A 22,560-nucleotide genomic window follows, 5' to 3' on the forward strand; every position below is an offset into this window, starting at 1 on the left:
CCGTGGGGTACAACGCCACGACGCGAATGTAACGACTCAATATTAGGGACTTTCGTCCCCGCCTTAGCCTCAACGACACGTTTAGATAGATATCTCAAACGCTCGCTACGTCACAAGTTATTAAAGAACACGTACCGGCCTCAACGCCGATCCGTCTAAATTCTTCGTGTGCGCCATACATTCAGAGTGGTGGGTCTGGGAGGACTCGAACCACCGACCTCACCCTTATCAGGGGTGCGCTCTAACCACCTGAGCTACAGACCCAAAGTGCTGCTTTTCCTTAGAAAGTCCGCACATGGATGTGCGGGCTCTTGCGGAGGGATCCGCATACTGGTGGAGCCTGTCGGGATCGAACCGACGACCCCCTGCTTGCAAAGCAGGTGCTCTCCCAGCTGAGCTAAGGCCCCGTGACGGGACTATCGGCACCGGCCCTGGCCGGTACTGAACTCTGAATGCAGGTAACTTGTGAGGACGCCCGACAGGACGATGCTGTCATGCTCAAAAGGAGGTGATCCAGCCGCACCTTCCGATACGGCTACCTTGTTACGACTTCACCCCAGTCATCGGCCACACCGTGGCAAGCGCCCTCCTTGCGGTTAAGCTACCTGCTTCTGGTGCAACAAACTCCCATGGTGTGACGGGCGGTGTGTACAAGGCCCGGGAACGTATTCACCGCAGCAATGCTGATCTGCGATTACTAGCGATTCCGACTTCATGGAGTCGAGTTGCAGACTCCAATCCGGACTGAGATTAGGTTTCTGGGATTGGCTCACCCTCGCGGGATTGCAGCCCTCTGTCCTAACCATTGTAGTACGTGTGTAGCCCTGGTCGTAAGGGCCATGATGACTTGACGTCATCCCCACCTTCCTCCGGTTTGTCACCGGCGGTCTCCTTAGAGTTCCCACCATTACGTGCTGGCAACTAAGGACAAGGGTTGCGCTCGTTGCGGGACTTAACCCAACATCTCACGACACGAGCTGACGACAGCCATGCAGCACCTGTCTCACGGTTCCCGAAGGCACCAATCCATCTCTGGAAAGTTCCGTGGATGTCAAGACCAGGTAAGGTTCTTCGCGTTGCATCGAATTAAACCACATACTCCACCGCTTGTGCGGGCCCCCGTCAATTCCTTTGAGTTTCAGTCTTGCGACCGTACTCCCCAGGCGGCGAACTTAACGCGTTAGCTTCGATACTGCGTGCCAAGTTGCACCCAACATCCAGTTCGCATCGTTTAGGGCGTGGACTACCAGGGTATCTAATCCTGTTTGCTCCCCACGCTTTCGTGCCTCAGTGTCAATGTTGGTCCAGGTAGCCGCCTTCGCCACGGATGTTCCTCCTGATCTCTACGCATTTCACTGCTACACCAGGAATTCCGCTACCCTCTACCACATTCTAGTGACCCAGTATCCACTGCAATTCCCAGGTTGAGCCCAGGGCTTTCACAACGGACTTAAATCACCACCTACGCACGCTTTACGCCCAGTAATTCCGAGTAACGCTTGCACCCTTCGTATTACCGCGGCTGCTGGCACGAAGTTAGCCGGTGCTTATTCTTTGGGTACCGTCAGAACAACCGGGTATTAACCGATTGCTTTTCTTTCCCAACAAAAGGGCTTTACAACCCGAAGGCCTTCTTCACCCACGCGGCATGGCTGGATCAGGCTTGCGCCCATTGTCCAATATTCCCCACTGCTGCCTCCCGTAGGAGTCTGGACCGTGTCTCAGTTCCAGTGTGGCTGATCATCCTCTCAGACCAGCTACCGATCGTCGCCTTGGTGGGCCTTTACCCCGCCAACTAGCTAATCGGACATCGGCTCATCTAATCGCGCAAGGCCCGAAGGTCCCCTGCTTTCACCCGTAGGTCGTATGCGGTATTAGCGTAAGTTTCCCTACGTTATCCCCCACGACAAGGTAGATTCCGATGTATTCCTCACCCGTCCGCCACTCGCCACCCAGAGAGCAAGCTCTCCTGTGCTGCCGTTCGACTTGCATGTGTTAGGCCTGCCGCCAGCGTTCACTCTGAGCCAGGATCAAACTCTTCACTTAAAACTGCATGCCCGAAGGCAAAAGCTTTTAGCTGCAGATGTCCAATCTCTGGCAACGTATCGCTTGCAAAGCAATTGACTTGTTGCTTGATTAAACGTCTGCAAGATGGACAATCATCCTTCCTGCAGGCGTCCGCACAAATTACCTGCGCACACTTTCAAAGAACCTCGGGGCCGGCCTCAGCGCCTTTCCCGCATGCCCCGAAGTTTCCTTCGAAGCGAGCCGCCCATTATAGCCGGCTTTTCGTTTCCGTCAACACCTCGTTGCGGGCGCCGACTTCAACCTGCCGCCCCAGCCACCCGAAGGTTTTTGCCGAAGCGAGCCCGCCATCATAGCGGACTTTCCTACCTCGTCAACCCCTCGTCGCCGAGGAGGTTGCCGCCACTTCAATCCGGTCCGAAGACCCTCTCGAAGCGAGCCGCTCATTCTGCGGCCACTTCCTCGAATCGTCAACACCTTTGTCGCTGAAGTCGTTGATTCGAGGACCCTTTCCGAAGCCGGTTCCTTCCGAAGAAGGAGGCCGATGTCGGCGAGGGCTGCGCAGTTTAATCGGATTCCTGAATCCGTCAACACTTTTTTCGCGCGGCTTCGAGAAACGTCCTCCCGCCTGCGCATCCGGCGATCGTCGGTGAGAATGCAGCTCCCCCTCTTCGCAAGGAGCTGTCGATGTCGATGCCCGGCCGGACCTCGATCCTCGGCGATGTCTCGCTGTCCACGCTCGCCGCCGGATTCGTCACGGTCCTGGTGGGTTTCGCGAGCTCGGCGGTCATCGTGTTCGAGGCCGCACGCCACCTGGGCGCGAGCCAGGCCGAGATCGGCTCGTGGATGTGGGCGCTGGGCATCGGCATGGGGGTGACCTGCATCGGGCTGTCGCTGCGCTGGCGGATGCCGGTGGTCACGGCATGGTCGACGCCGGGGGCGGCGATGCTGATCGCCAGCGCCGCCGCGGTGCCGCTGTCCGATGCGATCGGGGCGTTCGTGCTGGCCGCGCTGCTCGGCGCGGCGGCGGGATTCAGCGGGGTGTTCGCGCGCGCCATGCGGCGGATACCGGTGTCGCTGGCCTCGGGCATGTTGGCCGGCGTGCTGTTGCGGTTCGGGCTGGACCTGTTCGTGTCGGTGCAGGCGCAGCCGGGCATGACGCTGGCGATGTTCGTGGTCTACCTGTGCGGCAGGAAGCTGTTCGCGCGCTACGCGGTGATCGCGGCGCTGCTGGTCGGCCTGGCGATCGCCGCGGGCACGGGCGCGATGCACTGGAACGAGGTGCACGTGGCGGTGGCGCGCCCGCTGTTCACGATGCCGTCGTTCTCGTGGGCGGCGCTCTTCGGCATCTCGCTGCCGCTGTTCGTGGTGACCATGGCATCGCAGAACGTGCCTGGCGTGGCGGTGGCCCGCGCATCGGGTTACGCGTTGCCCATTTCGCCGGCGATCGGCTGGATCGGGGTGGTCAATACGCTGCTGGCGCCGTTCGGTGCGTACGCGTTGAACCTGGCGGCGATCACCGCGGCGATCTGCATGGGGCGCGAGGCGCACGAGGACCCATCGAAGCGCTACATGGCGGCGGTGTTCGCCGGCGCGTTCTACCTGCTGATCGGGTTGTTCGGCGCGACGGTGGCGGCGCTGTTCTCGGCCTTTCCCAAGGAGCTGGTGATGGCGATCGCCGGCATCGCGCTGCTGGGCACGATCGGCAACAGCCTGGCGGCGGCGTTGCGCGAGGAACACGAGCGGGAGGCGGCGCTGGTGACGTTCCTGGTCACCGCTTCCGGCCTGACGATGGCCGGCATCGGCGCCGCGTTCTGGGGCCTGATCGCAGGCGGCGCGGTGCTGTTGGCGCTGAGGCGGCAAGGCGCCTGAGATTCGAGCGCTCCGCGACCGCTCAGCGGTGGCTCACGCCGGTTTCGCCACGGCCTTGCGCCAGGCCACGCACCAGCCGGCGGCAAGCAACGCACCGGCCAGCAACCAGGGGGCGCCCGGCAGGTGCAGCGGAGCCTGCTTGCCGATGAACCAGGCGAAGACATTGGCGAACAGCAATGGACCGATGATGCCGGCGAGGCTGACCAGGCTCATCAGCGCGCCCTGGATGCGCCCTTGGACTTCGGCGCCGACCTGGCGGGTGATGAGCGCCTGCGCGGCGGGACCGGCCACCGCCCACAGCGCGCTGATCGGAATGCCGACCAGGAAGGCGCGGCCGCTGTCGGCCAAACCGTAGATCACGAAACCGGCCACGCCGGCGGCCACCCCGATCAGCAAGGCGCGGCGCTCGCCGAACCTGCGCACGATGCGCCCGACCAGCAGCGCGTTGACGACGATGCTGCATGCGCCGACCAGCGCCAGCACCCAGCTCACCTCGCGCGGCCCCCAGTTGTAGAGATAGCCGGCGAACAGGACGAACACGCTGGGATAGACGTAATGCGCCAGGTTGACCAGGAACAGTACGGCCGCCAGGCCGAACACCTGCGGGTAGCCGCGCAGGAGTTGCAGGGCGCCGAACGGGTTGGCATGCGACCAGTCGAAGCGGCGGCTGCGCTTTTCCGGCGGCAGCGATTCGGGCAGGACCAGCAGCCCGTAGAGCAGGTTCAGCAGCGCCAGGGCGGCGGCGGCGAAGAACGGCAGGCGCAGGTGGATGTCGCCGAGCCAGCCGCCGATCAACGGGCCGGCGACGAAGCCGATGCCGAACGCCGCGCCGATCATGCCGAACGCCTGCGCACGTTTCTCCGGCGGGGTGACGTCGGCGATGTAGGCGTTGGCGGTGGAGAAGCTGGCGGCGAACACGCCCGACACCACCCGCGCCAGCAGCAGCAGCGGCAGGGTGTGCGCCACGGCCATCAGCAGGAAGTCCACGCCGAGGCCCAGGCAGGAGAGCAGGATCACCAGGCGCCGGCCGTAGCGGTCGGACAGCGCGCCCTGGATAGGCGAGCAGAAGAACTGGATCGCCGCGAACAGGAAGCCGAACCAGCCGATCCACTCGGCCGCCTGCGCGTAGTCGCCACCGGTGAACTGGCGCACCAGGCCGGGCAGCACCGGGATGATCACGCCGAAGGCCAGCACGTCGATCAGCACGGTGACGAAGATGAAGATCATCGCCGCGCGGCGCACGCCGGGGGCGGAGTCGATCGGGGCCATGCGCGGCTGCCTTGGTCGGAAAGCGGCGAAGTTTAGCGGTGATCGAGGCGATGCCGCACCCGTTGGCGCCGCCCTTCACGGCGCCTGCATGCGCGTCCGCCGGCTACAAGGGCTCAACCGCGATCGTCTGCTTGAGGGTGTGGCGGCCGCCGGGCGCAAGTTCGATCACGTCGGGGCCGGCATTGGCCGCTTCCAGGCAGACGTACTCGCGCCAGTGCTCGCCGACGTCGGCCATCTTGCGCCCGGCGTCCTCGCCGGGATTCCAGGCCACCAGCGTGCGGCTGCCCTCGGTGGCGATGGCGATGCGGCGGCCGAGCACCGGGTCGACCAGGGTGTAGCGGCCGCCGGCGCCGGTGTAGATGCGGTCGCTGCGCCCGGGATCGCGCGGGTCGCGCAGGTTCCAGTCGCCCTGCTGGCGGTGCGCGGTGGCGTAGTTCTCGTACTTGTCGAGGTAGTCCAGGCCGTCCAGGCCTTGCACGTCGACCTTCAGCGCGTCGCCGACGCGGAAGTAGTTGTGCAGGGCCTGGGTGAAGCGGGCCGGCGCGGTGCTGGTGTTCTCGGTGACCAGTTCCTGTTCGAGGGTGCGGCCGATGCGCAGGTGCATGCGCAGGCGCAACGGCAGGTCGTCGAAGGCCGGCGGCGCCAGCACCAGGCGCAGCGTGCCGTCGGCCTCGCGGCTGGCCTCCACCAGCTGCCACGGCACGGTGCGCACGAATCCGTGCGAGGGCACGTCGCCGGTCTGGTCCTGCCGGCCGAAGTACGGCCAGCACACCGGCGTGCCGCCGCGGATCGGCGTCGGCGGCTGCTTGGCCAGCGGCGAGAGCCACATCGCGTCCTGTCCGCCCTTCGGCACGAACGACAGCAGCTGGCCGCCGAACAGGCTGATGGCGGCGCTGGAGAACGGGGTCTGCACCAGCAGCGAGGGAAATCCTTGGTAGTCGCCGGCGCTCAGGCCGGGAAGATCGGGCAGGGCCATGGTCTTGGTCACGAGGGGGGATTGCAGGAACTGGGGATAGCGCGCCGGCAGCGCGAAGGCGGTGCCGCGGCGCGGGGAGACGGCGGGAGCGGCGCGCAGGGCGTCGAGGATGCGCTGGCCGGCGCGGCCGTCCGCCGGTTGCAGGCCGAGGCGCTGCTGTTCGGCCTGGATGGCGCGGCGGGTGGCGCTGCCGACCATGCCGTCGGCGCTGCCGATGTCGTGGCCGCGCGCGATCAGCAATCGCTGCAGTTCGCGCCGTTGGCCTCGGCCGAGGCCGGGATCGTCGGTGGGCCAGGCGGCCCGCAGGCCGGGTCCGCCGCGCAGGCGGTCGGACAGCAACGCGATCGCCAGCGCGTAGCTTTCGGCGGCGTTGTAGCTGTAGATCGCATCGTAGTTGCGGAAGACCAGGAAAGCCGGGCCACCGGGACCGGCGGGCAGCAGCAGCGCGGCCGGCGCATCCGCGGCCAGGCCGGGAACCGCCAGGGGCTGGCCGGCACCGTCGCGCAACCCGCCGGCCCGCCACGCGCTCAACGGGCGGCGCGCGGTGCGGCCGGTCCGGGTCGTGTCGAAGCCCGGCGGCAGGCGTACTTCCATGCCCCAGGGTTCGCCGCTGCGCCAGCCGGCGCGCGCGAGGTAGTGCGCGGTGGAAGCCAGCGCGTCGGGGATGCTGCCGACCAGGTCGCGGCGGCCGTCGCCATCGCCGTCGACCGCGATGCGCGCGTAGGTGGACGGCATGAACTGTGTATGCCCGAACGCGCCGGCCCACGAGCCGGTGAGGCCTTCGCCCTGGAGGTCGCCGGCGTCGATCAGCTTGAGCAGCGCGAGCAGTTCGCCGCGGAAGAACGCCTGGCGGCGGCCCTCGCAGGCCAGCGTGGCAAGCGATTGCAGCAGCGGGCGCTTGCCGAACACGCGGCCGTAGTCGCTTTCCACGCCCCATACCGCGACCACGGTGGCCGGATCGACCCCGTATCCACCGGCGATGCGGTCGAGCAAGGCGCGATGGGCGGCCAGCATCGCGCGGCCGTCGGCGACGCGTTCGTCGTCGACCAGCGCGGTGAGGTAGTCCCAGATCGGCGTGGTGAACTCCGGCTGGGCATCGAGCAGGCGCAGTACCTCCGGGTCCGGCTGCAGGCCGGTGGTGGCGCGTTCGAAGGTCGCGGCCGACACGCCGGCGCCGGACGCCTGCGCGCGCAGGGTGCCCAGGCACTGCCGGAAGGCCGCATCGTCGGCCTGCGCCGCGGCCGCCAGCGGCCCGGCCAGCAGCGCCAGCCATGCAAGCCTTGTGCGCCGCGGCGCGGCGCGTTCAGGCGCCATCGCGCAGCGCGATCCCCACCGGCCGGGCCGGCTCATCGGCACGCCCCGCGCGCGCCGCCGCGGACCGCGCGGCCGGCCGCAACCAGATCATCCAGGCCGCCAGCAACGCCGGCACCACCAGCCCGAACAGCACCGCCACCGCCATCACCCACTGCCAGAGACTGAGCGTGTTCATCGCTTTTGCCCTGCCAACCTGCGGCATTCCACCCCGCGTTGCGCGCTAGCTTAGCGTCCGGGCGCGAACGCCGTGTCGAGGCCGCCGTCACAGGGCGTCCAGGTAATACCAGCGGCCGTCCTCGCGCACGAAGCGGCTGTGCTCGAGCATCCGCACCGCGCTGCCGCCGCCGATGCGGTAGCGCGCGAGGAATTCCACTTCGGCGGTGTCGGGGCCGGTCCGGATGGCCTTCTGCACGCTCAGGCCGAACCAGGTGGTGCACCCGCCGGCGGCTTCGTCCAGCGACAGCGCGGCCGGGCGCGTGGACGGATGCCAGCTCGCCAGCAGGTAGTCCGCGTCGCGGCGGACGTAGGCGCTGTAGCGCGAGCGCATCAGCGACTCGGCGTCCGGCGCGGGCTCGCCGCGGTGCCAGCGACCGCAGCAGTCGGCGTAGTCGAGGGATCGGCCGCACGGACAGGGATCGCGCGGCGGGCGTGAAGCGGTCTTGCTCATGGCCCGATTGTGCCGGCTGCCGGGCGCGGGCGCATCCAGGCGGGCGCGCGGCTATGCTGGCGCGCCCCGGATCCGGTCCCCCACGTGTTCGACGCCCTGCCCGACGTACTGCCCTGGCTGCTGTGCCTGTCCTTCGCCGCCGGACTGATCGACGCCGCGGTCGGCGGCGGCGGCCTGGTCCAGTTGCCCGGCCTGTTCGCGGCCCTGCCGCAGCAGGCGCCGGCGGTGCTGCTGGGCACCAACAAGTTCAGCGCAATGGCCGGCACCGCGACCGCGGCGTGGCGCTACGCGCGCAACGTGCGCTTCCCGTGGCGGCCGGTGCTCTACGCGGCGGTCGCCGCGTTCGTGTTCTCGTTCCTGGGCGCCACCGCGGTCAGCCTGATGCCGAAGCAGGCGGTGCGGCCGCTGATCCTGGCGCTGCTGGTGGCGATGCTGGCCTACACGCTGGCGAAGAAGGATTTCGGCGCGCTGCACCGGCCGCGCCAGATCGGCCGGCGCGAGCTGGCGATCGCCCTGGCGGTGGGCGCGGCGATCGGGTTCTACGACGGCTTCTTCGGGCCGGGCACCGGCAGCTTCCTGATCTTCCTGTTCATCCGCTTCTTCGGCCTGGATTTCCTGCGCGCCTCGGCGGCCTCGAAGGTGGTCAACCTGGCCACCAACCTCGCCGCGCTGGGCTTCTTCGTGCCGACCGGCAAGGTGCTGCTGGCCGCGGCGCTGCCGATGGCCGCGGCCAACATCGCCGGCGCGGTCACCGGCACGCGGCTGGCGTTGCACGGCGGCACGCCGCTGATCCGCAGGCTGTTCCTGGTGCTGGTGGTGGTGCTGATCGCGAAGATGGGGTGGGACACCTTCGCGGCGTGAGTCGCCTGCGGCGGCTCACGCCTTTAGCTCCCATCCCCCATCCGCGCTACGCGCGAATCGCCCCCAACCTGGGGGCGGGTTCGATAGCCGAGACGGCCTTGAACACCTTCAGCGCTTGTCGCGAGGCTTGGCGGCTGCGCGCTTGGCCGCGGCCTTCTTCGCCGGCCCGGGCTTGGCGGATGCGGCTTTCTTGGCGTTCCTGGCCGGCTTGCGCGCGGCGGATGGCGGTGCGACCACGGGCCCGACCGGGGCCACGACCGCTTCCGCCGCGGGTTCCGCTTCGATCGCCGCGGCCGCCGCTTCCTCGCCGCGCGAGCGCTCGGGCAGCTTGAGGCGCTGCTCTTGCTCGTCGTATTCGATCAGCAGCACGCCCGAGTGATGGCGGCCGCTGATCTCGACGAAGCAGGCGCCGCCGATGAACGGTTCCAGGGTCATCACCGACTTCAGCGGGGTGGCGACGACCATCTGGAAGCCGAAGTTCTCGAAGATGTTCATCGCCAGCGCGGTGAACTCGTTGTCGGCCTTGTCGAACGCCTCGTCCAGCACCACCGCACAGTAGCGCGGCAGTTCGCCGTCCTCGCCGCCGAGCTGGTAGCGCAGCGCCGCGGCCAGGCAGGTGGTGGCCAGCTTCTGGCGCTGGCCGCCGGACTTGCCGGCGCCGCTGCGGTAGATCTCCACCTGCTGGCGGGTCTGCGCGTCCAGTTCGACGCCGATGAACTCCACGTGCTGGCGCACGTCCAGCACCTGCTCGCGCCAGCGCCGCGCGTCCGGCTCGGTCGAGCCGAGCCGCGCCACCAGCTGGCGCAGCGTGGCGAACTGCGCCTCGGCCAGCGCGCGGTCCTCGGTCTGCTGGTGCGAGAGCACGGCGCGCAGCCATTGCTGGAACTCCTGCACCTCGCCCAGGCGGCGGTCGCCGACCTCGATGGTCAGGATCGTGCCGCGGTTGAACGGCACCTGTTCCAGGCTGGCGTTGACCTCGTCCATGCGCTGCTTGATGCCCTTGTGGGCCTCGGCGATGTGCCGCTGCAGGGCCAGCAGGTTGTTCTTGCTCTGGGTCTGCAGCAGGTCGAAGAAGCGGTGCTCGTGGCGCGGCAGGCCGTCGCTCTCCAGCCGCTCCAGGCGGGCCAGGAAATCCTCGGCGCTGGCCAGGCTGACGGTGAAGTCGCCGCTGTCCTCGGGCCACTGCTGGCAATAGCGGCGGAAGCAGTCCAGCAGCTGCGCCGACAGGCGGCTGTCGCGACCCTGGCTTTCGGCGAGCTGCTCGGCCAGGCCGCGCTCGACCGTGCGGAAATGCGCTTCGAGATTGTCCAGGCTCAGCGTCGGCAGCGCGGCCAGGCGCTGCTGCAGGCCCTCCATCTGCAGGGGCGTCAACGCGGTGCCGGTGCCGCGCGCGCGGCAGGCCTCGTACTGCTGCTCCAGGCGCGTCCGTTCGCGCGCCAGCTGGGCGCGCTCCAGGCGCACGTCCTCGTAGGTCCGCTTGGCCTGGTCGCGGTGCGCGCGCGCGCTTTCGATCGCCTGGCCGAGCGCACGCAGGCCGGCATCGCCTTCGCGCAGCTGCCGCAGCTGTTCGTCGATGTCGCCCAGGCGCTGCAGCTGCGGCACCACGTCGATCTCGTCCCACTCGCGGCTGGCCAGCGCATGCGCGGCCAGCTGCTTCTCCTGGCCCTGTTCGCGCTGGCGGCGCAGCGCGGCGACGTCCGCCTCGCAGGCCGCGATCCGTTGCGCCAGCGCCTGGCCCTCGCGCTCGTAGACCTTGAGCTTGTCGCGGTTGTCGTAGCCGAGCAGCCAGCGCTTGCGGTCGTTGATCGCGTGGCGGTCGTCCTTCTCGTAGCGGTCGCCGGGGTGCTTGATCTGGCCCTCGCGGGTGATCGCGCGCTCGGCGTTGCGCAAAGCCGCCACGTTGTCGACGCAGTCGTAGTCGAAGCGGCGCTGCAGCTCGTTGCGCAGCCAGTCGGCGAAGGCGTGCTCGCGCAGCTGCAGCTTGCCCGGCAGCGAATCCGGGTCCGGCTTGCGCGCCTGCAGCGCGTCGTTGCGGCGCACCCGGAAATAGACCAGGCGGACGCCGAGGTGGGTGCGGTTGACCCACTCGCCGACCTGGGCGTGGTGGCGCTCGTCGACCAGCAGCGACTGCGCGAAACCGCCCAGCACGCGCTCGATCGCGCCGCGCCAGGCGATCTGGTCGTCGCGCACCTGCACCAGCTCGCCGACGAACGGCAGCGCGGATTCGGCGATTCCGGTATCGGCGGCCAGGCGCGCGCGCAGTTGCTGCAACGGCGCGGGGATGCTGGACGGGGCCTTCTTCAACGCCTCGATCTCGGCACGGATCTCGGCGAAGCGGCGCTCGTCCTCGCGGCGCTCGGCCATGCGCTCGGCGATCGCCTCGTCCACCGACAGGGCGTTGGCCGCGCTGCCCTCCAGCAGCGCGCGCGCATGCGCCACCTGCTCGGCGAAGCCGGCCGCGGTGGAGGCGAGCACGGTGCCGAGCTGGCGGCAGGCCTGCTCGGCCTGCGCGCGCCGGCGCAGGCGCTCGTCGCGCTCGCGCCCGATCCGGTCGCGCTCGCGCTCCAGCGCCTCGATGCGTTCGCCGCCGGCGGCGCGCTGGTCGCGTTCCAGTTCGACCAGCTTCTGCTCGTGGTTGTCCAGCGCCTGCCTGCGCTGGCCTTCCTCGCCCGCCAGGCCGCGGTCCTGCACGTCCAGTTCCTGCAGGCGCGCGGCCAGCAGTTCCTCGCGGCGCCGCTCGCGGTAGCCGTCCACGCCGAGCTGCAGCTCGCGCAGTTCGCCGACGCTGCGGCGCAGTTCCATCAACGCGGCGTGGTGTTCGCGCGCCGGGCTGAGCGTCTCGACCTGGCGGCGCGCGGTGACCACGGCGTGGTGCGCGCCGTCGAGCTCGGCGAAGTCCTCCACCAGCCGGTCGGCGGCCTCGAAGGTGCGCGGTTCGTCGAGCATGAAGCCGCGCAGGAACGCGTTGAGATCGCCCAGGTTCTTGGCCGACTGGGTCTTGTGCAGCAGCCGCAGCGCCATCTCGTTGCCGATCCCGAGCAGGTGGCGGAAGCGCTCGGCATAGCCGGCGAAGCTGTCGAAGTGGTGCACCCCGTCGCCCAGGCGCGCCTTGAGCCGGCGCAGGTCCAGGTCGAAGCCGTCCAGCTCCGCGACCAGGTCGAAACGGCGCGTGGCGACCATGTAGTGCTTGCGCACGTCGGCGGCGGCGTTGCCGCTGCCGGCGATCCAGAACAGGCGGACCAGGCTGACGGCCTCGCCGTGCGCGTTGCGGTATTCCAGCGCCAGCGCCGACCAGGTGGTGCCGCGGCGCAGGTACTGGGTGGCGATCTCGCCGGACTCGCTGTCCTGTTGGTCGGCCCAGGCGCCCCGCACGTACGACACCAGCGAGCGGTCGCGGCCGGAGCGCTCGGCCTCGCGCGCGGCGGCGTTGAAGTCGACGATCGACGGCGGGGTCAGCAGCGCCGACATCGCGTCCAGCAGGGTGGACTTGCCCGAACCGGAGCGGCCGACGAACAGGAAGCCCTTCTCGGCGATCGGCACGTCGGTCAGGCCGTTGAAGGTGCCCCAGTTGTGCACCTGCAGGCGGCGCATGCGGAACTGGCGGGCGCGCTGCTCGGCCACGGTCTCGGCGAACAGCGAGGGGGCGATCTCGCCGGTGGGGATGTCGATCTGGGCGTTCATGCGGTCCTCGCTCAAGCCTCGGCCTCGGCTTCTTCGTCGTCGCGCAGCACCGCGCGGCCCTCGCGCAGCTCGCGGTAGGCCTCGGCCAGCGCCTGCACTTCCTCGGCCGAGAACAGCAGCTTGAGCACCGGCGACACTTCGTAGCGGTCCTCGCTGCCGCGCAGGCGCGAGAGCAGCTGGTTCTCGCGCATCTTGTTGATCGCCGCCGCCACGCGCCGGGCGAAGCCGGCGCGGTCGGTGGACAGGTGCCGCTCGTAGACCGACAGCGCCTCGACCAGTTGCGCTTCCTCGACCACCGCGCGCTCGCCGCGCGTGTCGGCCTCGGCCAGCTGCTGGCGCAGGAACAGCAGCAGCACCGACTCGATGAAGGTCAGCGGCGCGCTGCGCAGCAGGGTCGGCGATTCCAGCTCGGCGGTATCTGCCTGGCGCGCGAACGCCACGCCGTCCTCGCGGTCGATCACCAGTTCCAGGAACAGTTCGCACAGCACGCGGCGGATGTCGGCCTCGTGGCGCAGCAGCGCCGGCCACAGCGCGCCGTGGCGCTGCGCGTCCACGCTCGGTCCGGCCAGCAGCTGGCACAGCGCGCGTCGCGCGTCGAACGGCAGCGTGCCGGTATCGCCGAGGAACAGCTCGCCGCTGCGTTCCTCGCCCTTGGGATCGGCCGGCTCGGCCCGATCAGACCAGTTCATCGCGTTTCTCCTGGGTGAACCACACCAGCGGGATGCGCGCGCGCCGCGTGGCGCCGTCGCCGCCCTCCCACTGCACGGTCTCGTGTTGGTCCTGGATCACCATGCCATGGCGGGTGCCCAGGGACAGGTAGCCGATCACGCTGCCCAGGCCCTGCGCGGCCGGGCGCTGGCGCAGCGTGTCGCCGATGCTCAGGCGCGGGTGCCGGCCGAGCAGGTCGTGCAGGTCCTGGCGCAGCGCGCGCACGTCGATCTCCGACTGCGCGACCAGGTCGCCGATGCTGTCCAGCGAGATCTCGGCCTCGTCGGCGAACTCGATGCTGCCGTCGATCTGCACCACGCGCGGGTCGTGCAGCCGCCACTGCGACAGCGAGCGCAGCCGCGCGCCGCTCAGCGGCAACGTGTAGCCGGTGGCGGCGGTGGCGTGCAGCTTCTCGCGCAACGGCAAGGCCTCGGCCTGGGCCTGCTTGAGCAACTGGTTGAGGCGGCGCTGCTCCAGGTAGCCGCGGCTCTGCACGAAGCCGCGCAGGCTGCGCGCGAAGTGCTGCATCACCGTGTGCACCTCGCCGCCGCGCTCCAGCAGGGTGGTGGTCAGCCCGCGCAGGAAGGCCCGCTCGCGACGGTCCAGCCGGCGCGCGAAGCCGCGCGCCAGCAGCGCTTCCAGCGCGGCGTCGAGCTGGCTGCTCTGCTGCGGGTCGTTGAGCAGGTTCCAGAACGCCTGGAAGGTGCGCCCGGCCTCGCTCTCGGCGATCACGTCGACGCCGTCGAACAGCTTCTCCAGCACGTCGCCGCGCGCGCCCTCGTCGTCGATGATGCGCTCGCGGAACTCGCGGTTGAGCCGCTCGAAATCGTCGCGCACGCGGTGGAAGTCCTCGACCAGCTCGTCGGAGAGCTGGATCAGGTCGCGGGTGCGTTCCAGCGCGCGCTTGCCGTCGAGCGCGGCGACCTTGCCGGCGGCCACGCGCTCGATCTCCGCGTCGATGCGCTCGCGCTCGGCGCGCAGCGCGGCCAGGCGCGCGTCCGGATCGGACTCGGTCTGGCCGGCCAGCTGCACCAGCTGCTGGATCACCAGCGACAGCCGGCTCTCGGTGGCGGTGGAGCCGTATTCGCGCAGCCCGGCGATGAAGCGGATCGCCTGCCCGGCCGCGCGCGAGAGTTCGTATTCCTCTTCCGCCGCGCCTTCGGGCAGGCGCCGCTCCAGCCAGCCCTGCGCCAGCCAGTGCGCGATGTAGGCCTGGGCGGTGCGCGGCAGCTCGCGCGACAGTTCCTCGGCGCGCAGCGCGTCGAGCTGGCGCTGCAGGCGCTCGTGCAGCACCGCCGCGCCGAGCCGGCGCTCGCCGTCCAGCAGCAGGGTCTGCAGCAGGCCGATCAGCTCGGGCGCATGGTCGGCGGCCAGCAGCTTCCACAGCGGCTGGTCGCGCAACTGGCGGTAATGGGCGATCCGTGCCGCGTGCTTCATGCCGACAACGACATCGACCGCATCAACGCTTGCCGCCCACTTCGATGAAGCGCAGGAACTCGGCGCGGGTGCGCGCGTCCTCGCGGAAGCTGCCGAGCATCTTGGAGGTCACCATCGACACGCCGCGCTTGTGGATGCCGCGGGTGGTCATGCACTCGTGCGAGCCCTCGACCACCACGCCCACGCCGACCGGCTGCAGCACGTCCTGGATGCACTGGGCGATCTGCGCGGTCATCTTCTCCTGCACCTGGAAGCGGCGCGCGTAGGCCTCGACCACGCGCGCCAGCTTGCTGATGCCCACCACCTTTCCCGCCGGCAGGTAGCCGACGTGGACCTTGCCGATGATCGGCGCCATGTGGTGCTCGCAATGGCTTTCGTACTCGATGTCGCGCAGCACGATCAGCTCGTCGTAGCCGGCCACTTCCTCGAAGGTGCGCTCCAGGTAGGCGCGCGGGTCCTCGCGGTAGCCGCTGAACCAGTCGCCGTAGGCCTCGGCCACGCGGCGCGGGGTATCCAGCAGGCCTTCGCGGGCCGGGTCCTCGCCGGCCCAGCGCAGCAGGGTGCGCACGGCCTCTTCGGCCTGGGCCTGGGTGACGGGGGAGGCGTTGTCTTTCTTGGAATCGTTCATGCGACGGCACCCGTTACGGGGCGTGCATGGTACCCGAGTGACCGGATCGTCGCCGGGAATGAACGGCAACGAACCGGAGGACTCGCCGACGTGGGCCCGAGTTGATTCATTCCTGAAACAGTAGCATCCTATCGATCACCGATGGACACGCTCCCTCCCCTCACCCAGCTCAGCAGCGGCCTGCTGCTCGCCAGCCGGCAATGGCAGCGGCTGGTCGATGCCGCGCTCGAGCCGTTCGGCATCTCCGGCGCCTGCACCGCACCGCTGCTGCTGATCGGCCGCTCCGGCGGCGGCATCCGCCAGGTCGCGCTGGCGCAGAAGCTGGGCATGGAAGGCCCGTCGCTGGTGCGCCTGCTCGACCGGCTCGGCGAGCAGGGCCTGGTGCGGCGCGAGTGCGACGCCCACGACCGCCGCGCCAACCAGCTGTGGCTGACCGAGGCCGGCCAGGCGCTGGTCGGCCAGCTGGAGGCCCGGCTGGTGGAGCTGCGCCGGGACGTGCTCGGCACGCTCTCGCCCGCCGAGGTCGAGGCCGTGCTGAAGCTGTGGCGCCTGATCGGCGACGCCAGCGAAAAGCACGACTGATCCATCGTCCGATCCCTCCCGCAGGCGCGGCGCATGCCGCCGCTTGCCCGTTCCGCAACCGAAAGAAACACAGACGACGATGTTCGGAGAATTCAGTCTCTACGGCGTGTTCATCCCGACGCTGCTGGCGTTGATGACGTTCGCGTACCTGTTGACCGGCGCGCTGGGCTACGCGCTCACCCGGCTCGGCGCCTATCGCCATATCTGGCATCCGCCGCTGTTCAACCTCGCCCTCTACATCGTGCTGCTGGGCGGCCTGTTCTCCCTCCTGCGCTGGACGCAACCATGAAGACTCTGACGAAGGCGGCCGGGCCGGCGTTGCTGACCCTGGCGATGGTGGTGGTCGCGCTGCTGGTGCTCCGGCACCTGTGGCACTACTACATGGACGAGCCGTGGACGCGCGACGCGCACGTGTCGGCCGACGTGGTGCAGGTGGCGCCGGACGTGTCCGGCCTGGTCGAGCGGGTCGAGGTCGCCGACAACGCCGAGGTGAAGCAGGGCCAGGTCCTGTTCGTGGTCGACCACGCCCGCTACCGGTTGGCGCTGGACCAGGCCAGGGCCGCGCTGGCCGAACGCCGCGCCGCGGTCGCCCAGGCCGAATCCAGCGCGGCCCAGCTGCGCCGCGAGATCGCGCGCGACCGCAGCCTCAAGGACCTGGTCGCCACCGAGGACGCCGAAGTGCGCCGCGCCAAGCTGCAGGCCGCCGAATCCGCCCTGCAGGCGGCGCGCTCGGCGGTGCAGACTGCGCAGGCCGCGGCCGACCTGGCTGCGCTGAACCTGGAGCGCACGCTGGTGCGCAGCCCGAGCGCCGGCCGCGTCAACGACCGCACCGTGCGCGCCGGCAACTACGTCGTGGCCGGCAAGCCGGTGCTGGCGGTGCTCGACACCGGCTCGTTCCGGGTCGACGGCTATTTCGAGGAAACCCGCCTGCGCGGCGTGCACCCGGGCCAGCCGGTGGAGGTCCACCTGATGGGCGAGCCGGGCGTGCTGCGCGGGCACGTGCAGAGCATCGCGGTCGGCATCGAGGACCGCTACCGCAGCGACGGCAGCAGCCTGCTGCCGAACGTCACCCCGGCCTTCGACTGGGTGCGGCTGGCGCAGCGCATCCCGGTGCGGATCGCGCTGGACGAAGTGCCGGAAGGCGTGCGCCTGATCGCCGGCCGCACCGCCACGGTGAACATCCTGCCGGACCGCGGCGCCGGAGCGCGGCCATGAAGCTCGCGTTCGCGCGCCGGTCGGCCGCGGCGCTCCTGCTGGCGAGCCTGGCCGCCTGCACCACGGTCGGCCCGGACTACGCGATCCCGAAGGACGCGGCCTATGCGCGCCCCGAGGCCAACGGCGCCTTCCTGGACACCGGCAACGACCGGGTCCAGCCGAGCGCGCCGCTGCCGGAGCGCTGGTGGTCGCTGTACCGCTCGCCGGTGCTGGACGCGCTGGTGCAGGCCGCGCTGCGCGACAACGTCGAGCTGAAGGTCGCCGCCGCCAACCTGCGCCGGGCCGACGCGATGTACCAGGTCGCCGAGGACGCCGCCGGCCCCGACTTCGAGGTGGACGCGTCCGCCCAGCGCGCGCGCATCTCCGGCGAGAGCTTGCTGCACGAGGAGCAACTGCCGGTGATGAACCTGGGCGACGCCAAGGCCGGCGTGTCCTACCTGTTCGACATGTTCGGCAAGCTGCGCCGCGGCGAAGAGGCCGCGCGCGCCGACAGCGAGGCGGCGCAGGCCGCGCTCGACCTGGCCAGGATGGCCCTGGTGGCCCGCGTGACCGGCAACTACGTCGCCATCTGCCATGCCAACCACGAGCTGGCGGTGGCCGAGCACTCGGTCGAACTGCAAAAGCGCGGGCGTTCCGTGGTGCAGCGCCTGGTCGCCGCCGGCCGTGGCACGCCGCCCGACCTGGCGCGCGCCGAGGCCCAGGTGGCCACGCTGGAAGCGGCGCTGCCGCCGCTGCGCGCCAAGCGCGAAGCCGCCGAGTATCAGCTCGCCGCCTTGCTCGGCCGCACCCCTGGCCAGTTGCCCGAGGGCGTGGCCGACTGCCGGCAGGCGCCGGAGATCAACCGGCCGATCCCGATCGGCGACGGCCGCGCCCTGCTCGCGCGCCGGCCCGACGTGCGCGAGGCCGAGCGCAGGCTGGCTGCGGCGACGGCCCGGATCGGCGTCGCCACTGCCGACCTGTATCCGCAGATCCGCCTCGGCGCCTCGGTCGGCGCCATCGGCACCCTGGGAACCTTCGGCAGCCCGGCCACGCAGATGTTCGGCTTCGGTCCGCTGATTTCCTGGTCGATCCCGGGCAAGGCGGCGCATGCGCGGGTACGCGCCGCCGAGGCCGGCGCCGATGCGGCCGTGGCGCAGTTCGACCATGCCGTGCTGCAGGCCTTGCGCGAAGCGCAGACCGCGCTCAGCCAGTACGCGCAGGACCTGCAGCGGCTGCAATCGCTGCAGCAGGCGCAGCGCCAGGCCGACCTGGCCGCCGGGCAGAACCGGCGCCTGTACCAGGCCGGGCGCAATCCCTACCTGTCCAGCCTGGACGCCGACCGCACCCTCGCCAGCGCCGACATCGCCCTGGCCAATGCCGAAGCGCAGGTGGCGCAGGACCAGATCCAGCTGTTCCTCGCCCTCGGCGGCGGCTGGGAGGAGGCGGACGCTTCCTCGCATGCGCGATGAAGCTCCCGAGGATCGCCTGGCGATCCTTGCGCCCCCTCCCGGCACGCCCCGATCCCCGGCGGCTGCCGCCGCGCTCCCCTTGCCGGGGGAGCTGTTCCACTGAGCTATCCCGAGACCGAAATGCCGCTTTCCCCTCTTGCCCGGATCGTCGCCATCGCCTCCCTTGGACACGGGGGCCGGTGATGCTGCTGCTGGACAGACAGGCCTGGCTGTTCTCGGTCAAGACGTTCCTGGCGTCGATCGCGGCGCTGTACATCGCCCTGGCCGGCAACCTGTCGCGCCCGTACTGGGCGATGGCGACGGTCTACATCGTCACCCAGCCGATGCTCGGGCCGACCCGCGCCAAGGGCCTGTACCGCGTGGCCGGCACGCTGATCGCCGGCGTGGCCACGCTGGTGATGCTGCCGAACCTGGTGGAGACCCCGTTGCTGCTGAGCGCGGCGATGTCGCTGTGGTTGTCGCTGTGCCTGTTCCTGGCGCTGCTCGACCGCGGCCCGCGCGGCTACGCCTTCATGCTGGCCGGCTATACCGCCGCCTTCATCGGCTTCCCGGCGGTGACCGCGCCGGAGACCATCTTCGATACCGTGGTGGCGCGCTGCGAGGAGATCGTCCTCGGCACGGTGGTGGCGGTGCTGTTCGCCGCGCTGGTGTTCCCGGCCTCGGTGCGGCCGATGCTGGCCACGCAGGTGGGCCGCTGGATGCGCGACGCGGCGCAATGGTGCCGCGAGATCCTGGCGCGCGGGCACGCGGCCGGCCCGCGCAACCGCCTGGCCGCCGACCTGGTGCAGTTCGAGACCCTGATCGAGTTCGTCCGCCACGACGACCCGCGCCACGCGGAAGCGGCCCGCGCGATGGAGCACCTGCGCGAGCGCATGCTGCTGCTGTTGCCGGCGCTGAACTCGATCGCCGACCGCCTGCACGCGCTGCGCGCCCGCGGCCGGGCGCTGCCGGCCGACCTGCAGCCGCTGATCGCCGACATCGCGGCCTGGCTGGACGTCCCGCCCGACGCCGGCCTCGGCCAGTACGCGGCGCTGCGCCAGCGCATAGCCGCGCTCAAGCCCGAGATCGACCGCGACTTCGACCGGCTGCTGCTGGCCTCGCTGCTGCTGCGGCTGGAGGAACTGCTGGACCTGTGGCAGGACTGCCGCACGCTGGGCGACGCGATCGAGCACGACACCTCGCCGCGCGAGACCAGCCACTATCGCATCCGCACCGAGCGGATCGGCCCGGCGCGCCACGTCGACTACGGCATGACGCTGTTCTCCGCGCTCAGCGCCGGCGCGGCGCTGATGGCGTACTGCGTGCTGTGGATCGGCATCGGCTGGGAAGGCGGCGGCATGGGCGCGATGATGGCCGCGGTGACGGCGGCGTTCTTCGCCGCGCAGGACGACCCCGCGCCGAGCATGCTCTCGTTCCTGCTCTGGGCCACGGTCGCCAGCCTGGTGGCCGGCGTCTACCAGTTCGGGATTTTCCCGGCGATCCACGACTTCGGCATGCTGGTGCTGGTGCTCGCGGCGGTGTTCCTGCCGCTGGGCCTGATGCTGCACCGGCCCAAGACCGCGCTCATCGCGCTGCCGCTGACGGTCAACCTGGTGGCGCTGCTGAGCGTGCAGAACACCTACAGCGCCGACATCCAGAGCTTCGTCAATTCATCGGTGGCGATGATCCTCGGCATCGGCTTCGCGGTGGTGCTGACCCGCCTGTTCCGCTCGGTCGGCGCCGAGTGGACCGCGCGGCGACTGGTACGCCAGGGCTGGACCACCCTGGCCGAGGCCGCCGAAGGCCACGGCCAGCAGGACCGCCGCCGCTTCGCCGCGCGCATGCTCGACCTGCTCGGCCTGCTCGCGCCGCGCCTGGCCGCTACGCCGGAGGGCAGCGACCTCGCCTCGGTCGACATGCTCGGCGAGATCCGCGTCGGCCTGAACATCCTGCAGCTGCGGCGCGCGCGCCTGGAACTGCCCGAGCGCAGCATGCACGCGGTGGACGCGATCCTCGACGAGGTCGCCGCGCACTACCGGCGCCAGGCGCGGGCACGCCGGCCGTTGCCGGGCCCGGCGCAACTGCGCGAGCGCCTGGACGCCTCGCTGGGCCGCGTCGGCAGCGTCGCCCCCGGCAAGGCGCGCGACGAGGCGCTGATGGGCCTGGTCGGCCTGCGCCATGCCTTGTTCCCGGCCGAGATGCCGGAGGCGGGGGACTCCATGCCTGCGCCTTCGCGCTAGCGTTCCGTCCCATCACCTACAAGCTTCGCCCGTCCGTCCTCCGGCAGCCCGCCGCGTCCCGACCCGGCGCAGCGCGCCGGGCGTTCGCGAGCCAGCGGCTCGCAAGCCGCGCTTCTTCACCCCGTGAGCGGGAGAAGGGAACGAAAGCTACCTGGGCGGCCGTCGGCAAGGCCCCTCGGGACTGGAGTCCCTCCCGCGGAAAGCGCGCGCCTCCACGGAGAACTCAGCCGCGCCCGGGCACGCGCCTGCGCATCGCGGCCTCGTCGTCGAGCCAGTTCGAGCCCTTGTTGGTCAGGAAGAACATGTACACCACCAGCGAGACCGCGATCATCGCCGTCGCGTAGATCACGAACGTGGTGACGTGGCCGGTCTTCAGCGACGCCTGGTACAGCAGCGGCGCGGTGCCGCCGAAGGCCGAGTTCGCCAGCGCATAGCCCAGGCCGACGCCCAGCGCGCGCACGTGGGTCGGGAACAGCTCGGCCTTCACCACCGCGTTGATCGAGGTGTAGCCGGTCAGGATCACGAAGCCGACGGCCAGGATCGCGAACGCGGCGAGCCAATCGGTCTGCCGGGGCAGCTCCAGCACCAGGAACCAGGTGTACAGCACGCCGCCGATGCCGAAGAACACCAGCAGGGTCTTGCGGCCGACGATGTCCGACAGCCAGCCGCCGACCGGCTGCATCAGCATCAGCAGCGTCAGCGCGGCGAGGTTGATGATCGTGCCGGCCATCACGTCGTCGCCGGCGAACGCGCTCTGGATCATCTTCGGCCCGTTGACCGAGTAGGTGTAGAACGCGACCGTGCCGCCGGCCGTGACCAGGAAGCACAGCAGCAGCGGCTTCCACTGGTGCAGGAACAGCTCGCGCATCGAGCCGGCCGCGCGCGCGCGGCCCCGCCGCGCCTCGGCGATCGACTCCGAGTGCAGCGACTCGTCCATGGTCCGGCGCAGCCAGAACACCACGATCGCGCCGATGCCACCGATGCCGAACGCCACGCGCCAGCCCCATTCGGAGATCTGCGGCACGTCGAGGAACTGCAGCATCACCAGCAGCGTCGCCTGCGCCAGGACGTGGCCGCCGACCAGCGTCACGTAGTGGAACGAGGACAGGAAACCGCGCCGGCCCGGGATCGCCGCCTCGGACATGTAGGTCGCGCTGGTGCCGTACTCGCCGCCCGTGGCGAAGCCCTGCAGCAACCGCGCCAGCATCAGGATCGCCGGCGCGGCGATGCCGATCGTGGCCACGGTCGGCGTGACCGCGATGATGAACGAGCACGCCGCCATCATCGACACCGACACGGTCAGCGCCAGCCGGCGGCCGTAGCGGTCGGCGAAGCGGCCGAAGTACCAGGCGCCGATCGGCCGCATCAGGAACGTCATGGCGAAGATCGCCCAGACGAACAGCGTGGCGTTCTTGTCTTCCTTCGAGAAGAACTGCGACTCGAAGTAGACCGCGAACACCGAGTACACGTAGACGTCGTACCACTCGACGAGGTTGCCGGCCGATCCCTTCAGCGTGTTGGATACCGAACGGCGCAGGCTGCCCAGCGCGGCGGGATTGGTGGTGGCCGGAGACGGCGTGGGTGCACTCATGCGTCGAGCCCCTGGAAATGGACAAACCCCGAGTATAGAGGGCGCCCGTATCCGGCCCGTCTACTCA

15 protein-coding genes, 2 tRNA genes, 1 rRNA gene and 1 pseudogene are annotated in these 22,560 nt (G+C 69.9%); 7 read left to right on the plus strand and 12 right to left on the minus strand.

Annotated elements, in window-relative coordinates:
• Positions 1–187 precede the first annotated feature (187 nt).
• The 3 genes from M3M27_RS19665 to M3M27_RS19675 all read right to left on the minus strand — a co-directional run bounded on the left by M3M27_RS19665 (position 188) and on the right by M3M27_RS19675 (position 2,046).
• Positions 188–264 (minus strand) — tRNA-Ile (locus M3M27_RS19665).
• Between the two features lie 67 nt (positions 265–331).
• A tRNA-Ala gene (locus M3M27_RS19670) sits at positions 332–407 on the minus strand.
• 94 nt (positions 408–501) lie between these two features.
• A 16S ribosomal RNA gene (locus tag M3M27_RS19675) occupies positions 502–2,046 on the minus strand.
• 672 nt (positions 2,047–2,718) lie between these two features.
• Here M3M27_RS19675 and M3M27_RS19680 point away from each other — a divergent pair.
• A complete protein-coding gene (locus tag M3M27_RS19680; RefSeq protein ID WP_434028057.1) occupies positions 2,719–3,897 on the plus strand; it encodes a benzoate/H(+) symporter BenE family transporter in 1,179 nt (392 codons plus the stop codon).
• Between the two features lie 33 nt (positions 3,898–3,930).
• Here M3M27_RS19680 and M3M27_RS19685 read toward each other — a convergent pair whose 3' ends face one another.
• From M3M27_RS19685 to M3M27_RS19700, 4 genes are all read right to left on the minus strand, one after another.
• The gene (locus M3M27_RS19685) at positions 3,931–5,166 is read right to left on the minus strand and encodes a TCR/Tet family MFS transporter (RefSeq protein WP_140724284.1); all 1,236 of its coding nucleotides are present in this window, start codon (positions 5,164–5,166) and stop codon (positions 3,931–3,933) included.
• Positions 5,167–5,269: 103 nt separating this feature from the next.
• Complete coding sequence (locus M3M27_RS19690; protein WP_434026717.1) at positions 5,270–7,456, minus strand: lytic murein transglycosylase; 2,187 nt, start codon at positions 7,454–7,456, stop codon at positions 5,270–5,272.
• Positions 7,446–7,631, minus strand: a complete 186-nt coding sequence (locus M3M27_RS19695; RefSeq protein WP_140724291.1) for a hypothetical protein — start codon at positions 7,629–7,631, stop codon at positions 7,446–7,448. Before M3M27_RS19695 ends, M3M27_RS19690 begins: the two co-directional genes overlap by 11 nt.
• A gap of 87 nt (positions 7,632–7,718) precedes the next feature.
• On the minus strand, positions 7,719–8,123 hold the full coding sequence (locus M3M27_RS19700) for a YchJ family metal-binding protein (protein ID WP_434026718.1): 405 nt from the start codon (positions 8,121–8,123) through the stop codon (positions 7,719–7,721).
• An 84-nt stretch (positions 8,124–8,207) separates the two neighbouring features.
• On the opposite strand from M3M27_RS19700, the gene M3M27_RS19705 reads away from it, so the two are divergent.
• Complete coding sequence (locus M3M27_RS19705; protein ID WP_372237532.1) at positions 8,208–8,984, plus strand: sulfite exporter TauE/SafE family protein; 777 nt, start codon at positions 8,208–8,210, stop codon at positions 8,982–8,984.
• Positions 8,985–9,224: 240 nt separating this feature from the next.
• Here M3M27_RS19705 and M3M27_RS19710 read toward each other — a convergent pair.
• From M3M27_RS19710 to folE, 4 genes and pseudogenes are all read right to left on the minus strand, one after another.
• Positions 9,225–12,665, minus strand: a pseudogene (locus M3M27_RS19710) (ATP-binding protein); the annotation flags it as partial.
• 11 nt (positions 12,666–12,676) lie between these two features.
• A complete protein-coding gene (locus M3M27_RS19715) occupies positions 12,677–13,354 on the minus strand; it encodes a DUF4194 domain-containing protein (protein WP_434026719.1) in 678 nt (225 codons plus the stop codon).
• The gene (locus M3M27_RS19720; protein ID WP_434026720.1) at positions 13,341–14,810 is read right to left on the minus strand and encodes a DUF3375 domain-containing protein; all 1,470 of its coding nucleotides are present in this window, start codon (positions 14,808–14,810) and stop codon (positions 13,341–13,343) included. Before M3M27_RS19720 ends, M3M27_RS19715 begins: the two co-directional genes overlap by 14 nt.
• Positions 14,811–14,832: 22 nt before the next feature.
• Complete coding sequence (gene folE, locus M3M27_RS19725; protein WP_140724304.1) at positions 14,833–15,438, minus strand: GTP cyclohydrolase I FolE; 606 nt, start codon at positions 15,436–15,438, stop codon at positions 14,833–14,835.
• A gap of 141 nt (positions 15,439–15,579) precedes the next feature.
• On the opposite strand from folE, the gene M3M27_RS19730 reads away from it, so the two are divergent.
• The 5 genes from M3M27_RS19730 (at position 15,580) to M3M27_RS19750 (ending at position 20,902) form a co-directional block, all read left to right on the plus strand.
• Positions 15,580–16,020, plus strand: coding sequence for a MarR family winged helix-turn-helix transcriptional regulator (locus M3M27_RS19730; protein WP_140724307.1), 441 nt, complete (start codon positions 15,580–15,582; stop codon positions 16,018–16,020).
• Between the two features lie 79 nt (positions 16,021–16,099).
• A complete protein-coding gene (locus M3M27_RS19735; RefSeq protein ID WP_140725268.1) occupies positions 16,100–16,309 on the plus strand; it encodes a DUF1656 domain-containing protein in 210 nt (69 codons plus the stop codon).
• The gene (locus tag M3M27_RS19740) at positions 16,306–17,235 is read left to right on the plus strand and encodes an efflux RND transporter periplasmic adaptor subunit (RefSeq protein ID WP_177497785.1); all 930 of its coding nucleotides are present in this window, start codon (positions 16,306–16,308) and stop codon (positions 17,233–17,235) included. Before M3M27_RS19735 ends, M3M27_RS19740 begins: the two co-directional genes overlap by 4 nt.
• Entirely contained in the window at positions 17,232–18,683 is a 1,452-nt protein-coding gene (locus M3M27_RS19745; protein WP_434026721.1) for an efflux transporter outer membrane subunit, read from the plus strand. Before M3M27_RS19740 ends, M3M27_RS19745 begins: the two co-directional genes overlap by 4 nt.
• Before the next feature lie 179 nt (positions 18,684–18,862).
• Positions 18,863–20,902, plus strand: a complete 2,040-nt coding sequence (locus M3M27_RS19750) for an FUSC family protein (protein ID WP_434026722.1) — start codon at positions 18,863–18,865, stop codon at positions 20,900–20,902.
• A 223-nt stretch (positions 20,903–21,125) separates the two neighbouring features.
• Here M3M27_RS19750 and M3M27_RS19755 read toward each other — a convergent pair whose 3' ends face one another.
• Positions 21,126–22,493 carry an MFS transporter gene (locus M3M27_RS19755; RefSeq protein ID WP_434026723.1) on the minus strand — a complete coding sequence of 456 codons (1,368 nt, stop codon included), beginning with the start codon at positions 22,491–22,493 and terminating at the stop codon, positions 21,126–21,128.
• Between the last annotated feature and the right edge of the window lie 67 nt (positions 22,494–22,560).

Origin of the sequence: Xanthomonas boreopolis, from assembly GCF_046529185.1 — a bacterium.
In the GTDB taxonomy this organism is placed as follows: Bacteria; Pseudomonadota; Gammaproteobacteria; order Xanthomonadales; family Xanthomonadaceae; genus Pseudomonas_S; species Pseudomonas_S boreopolis.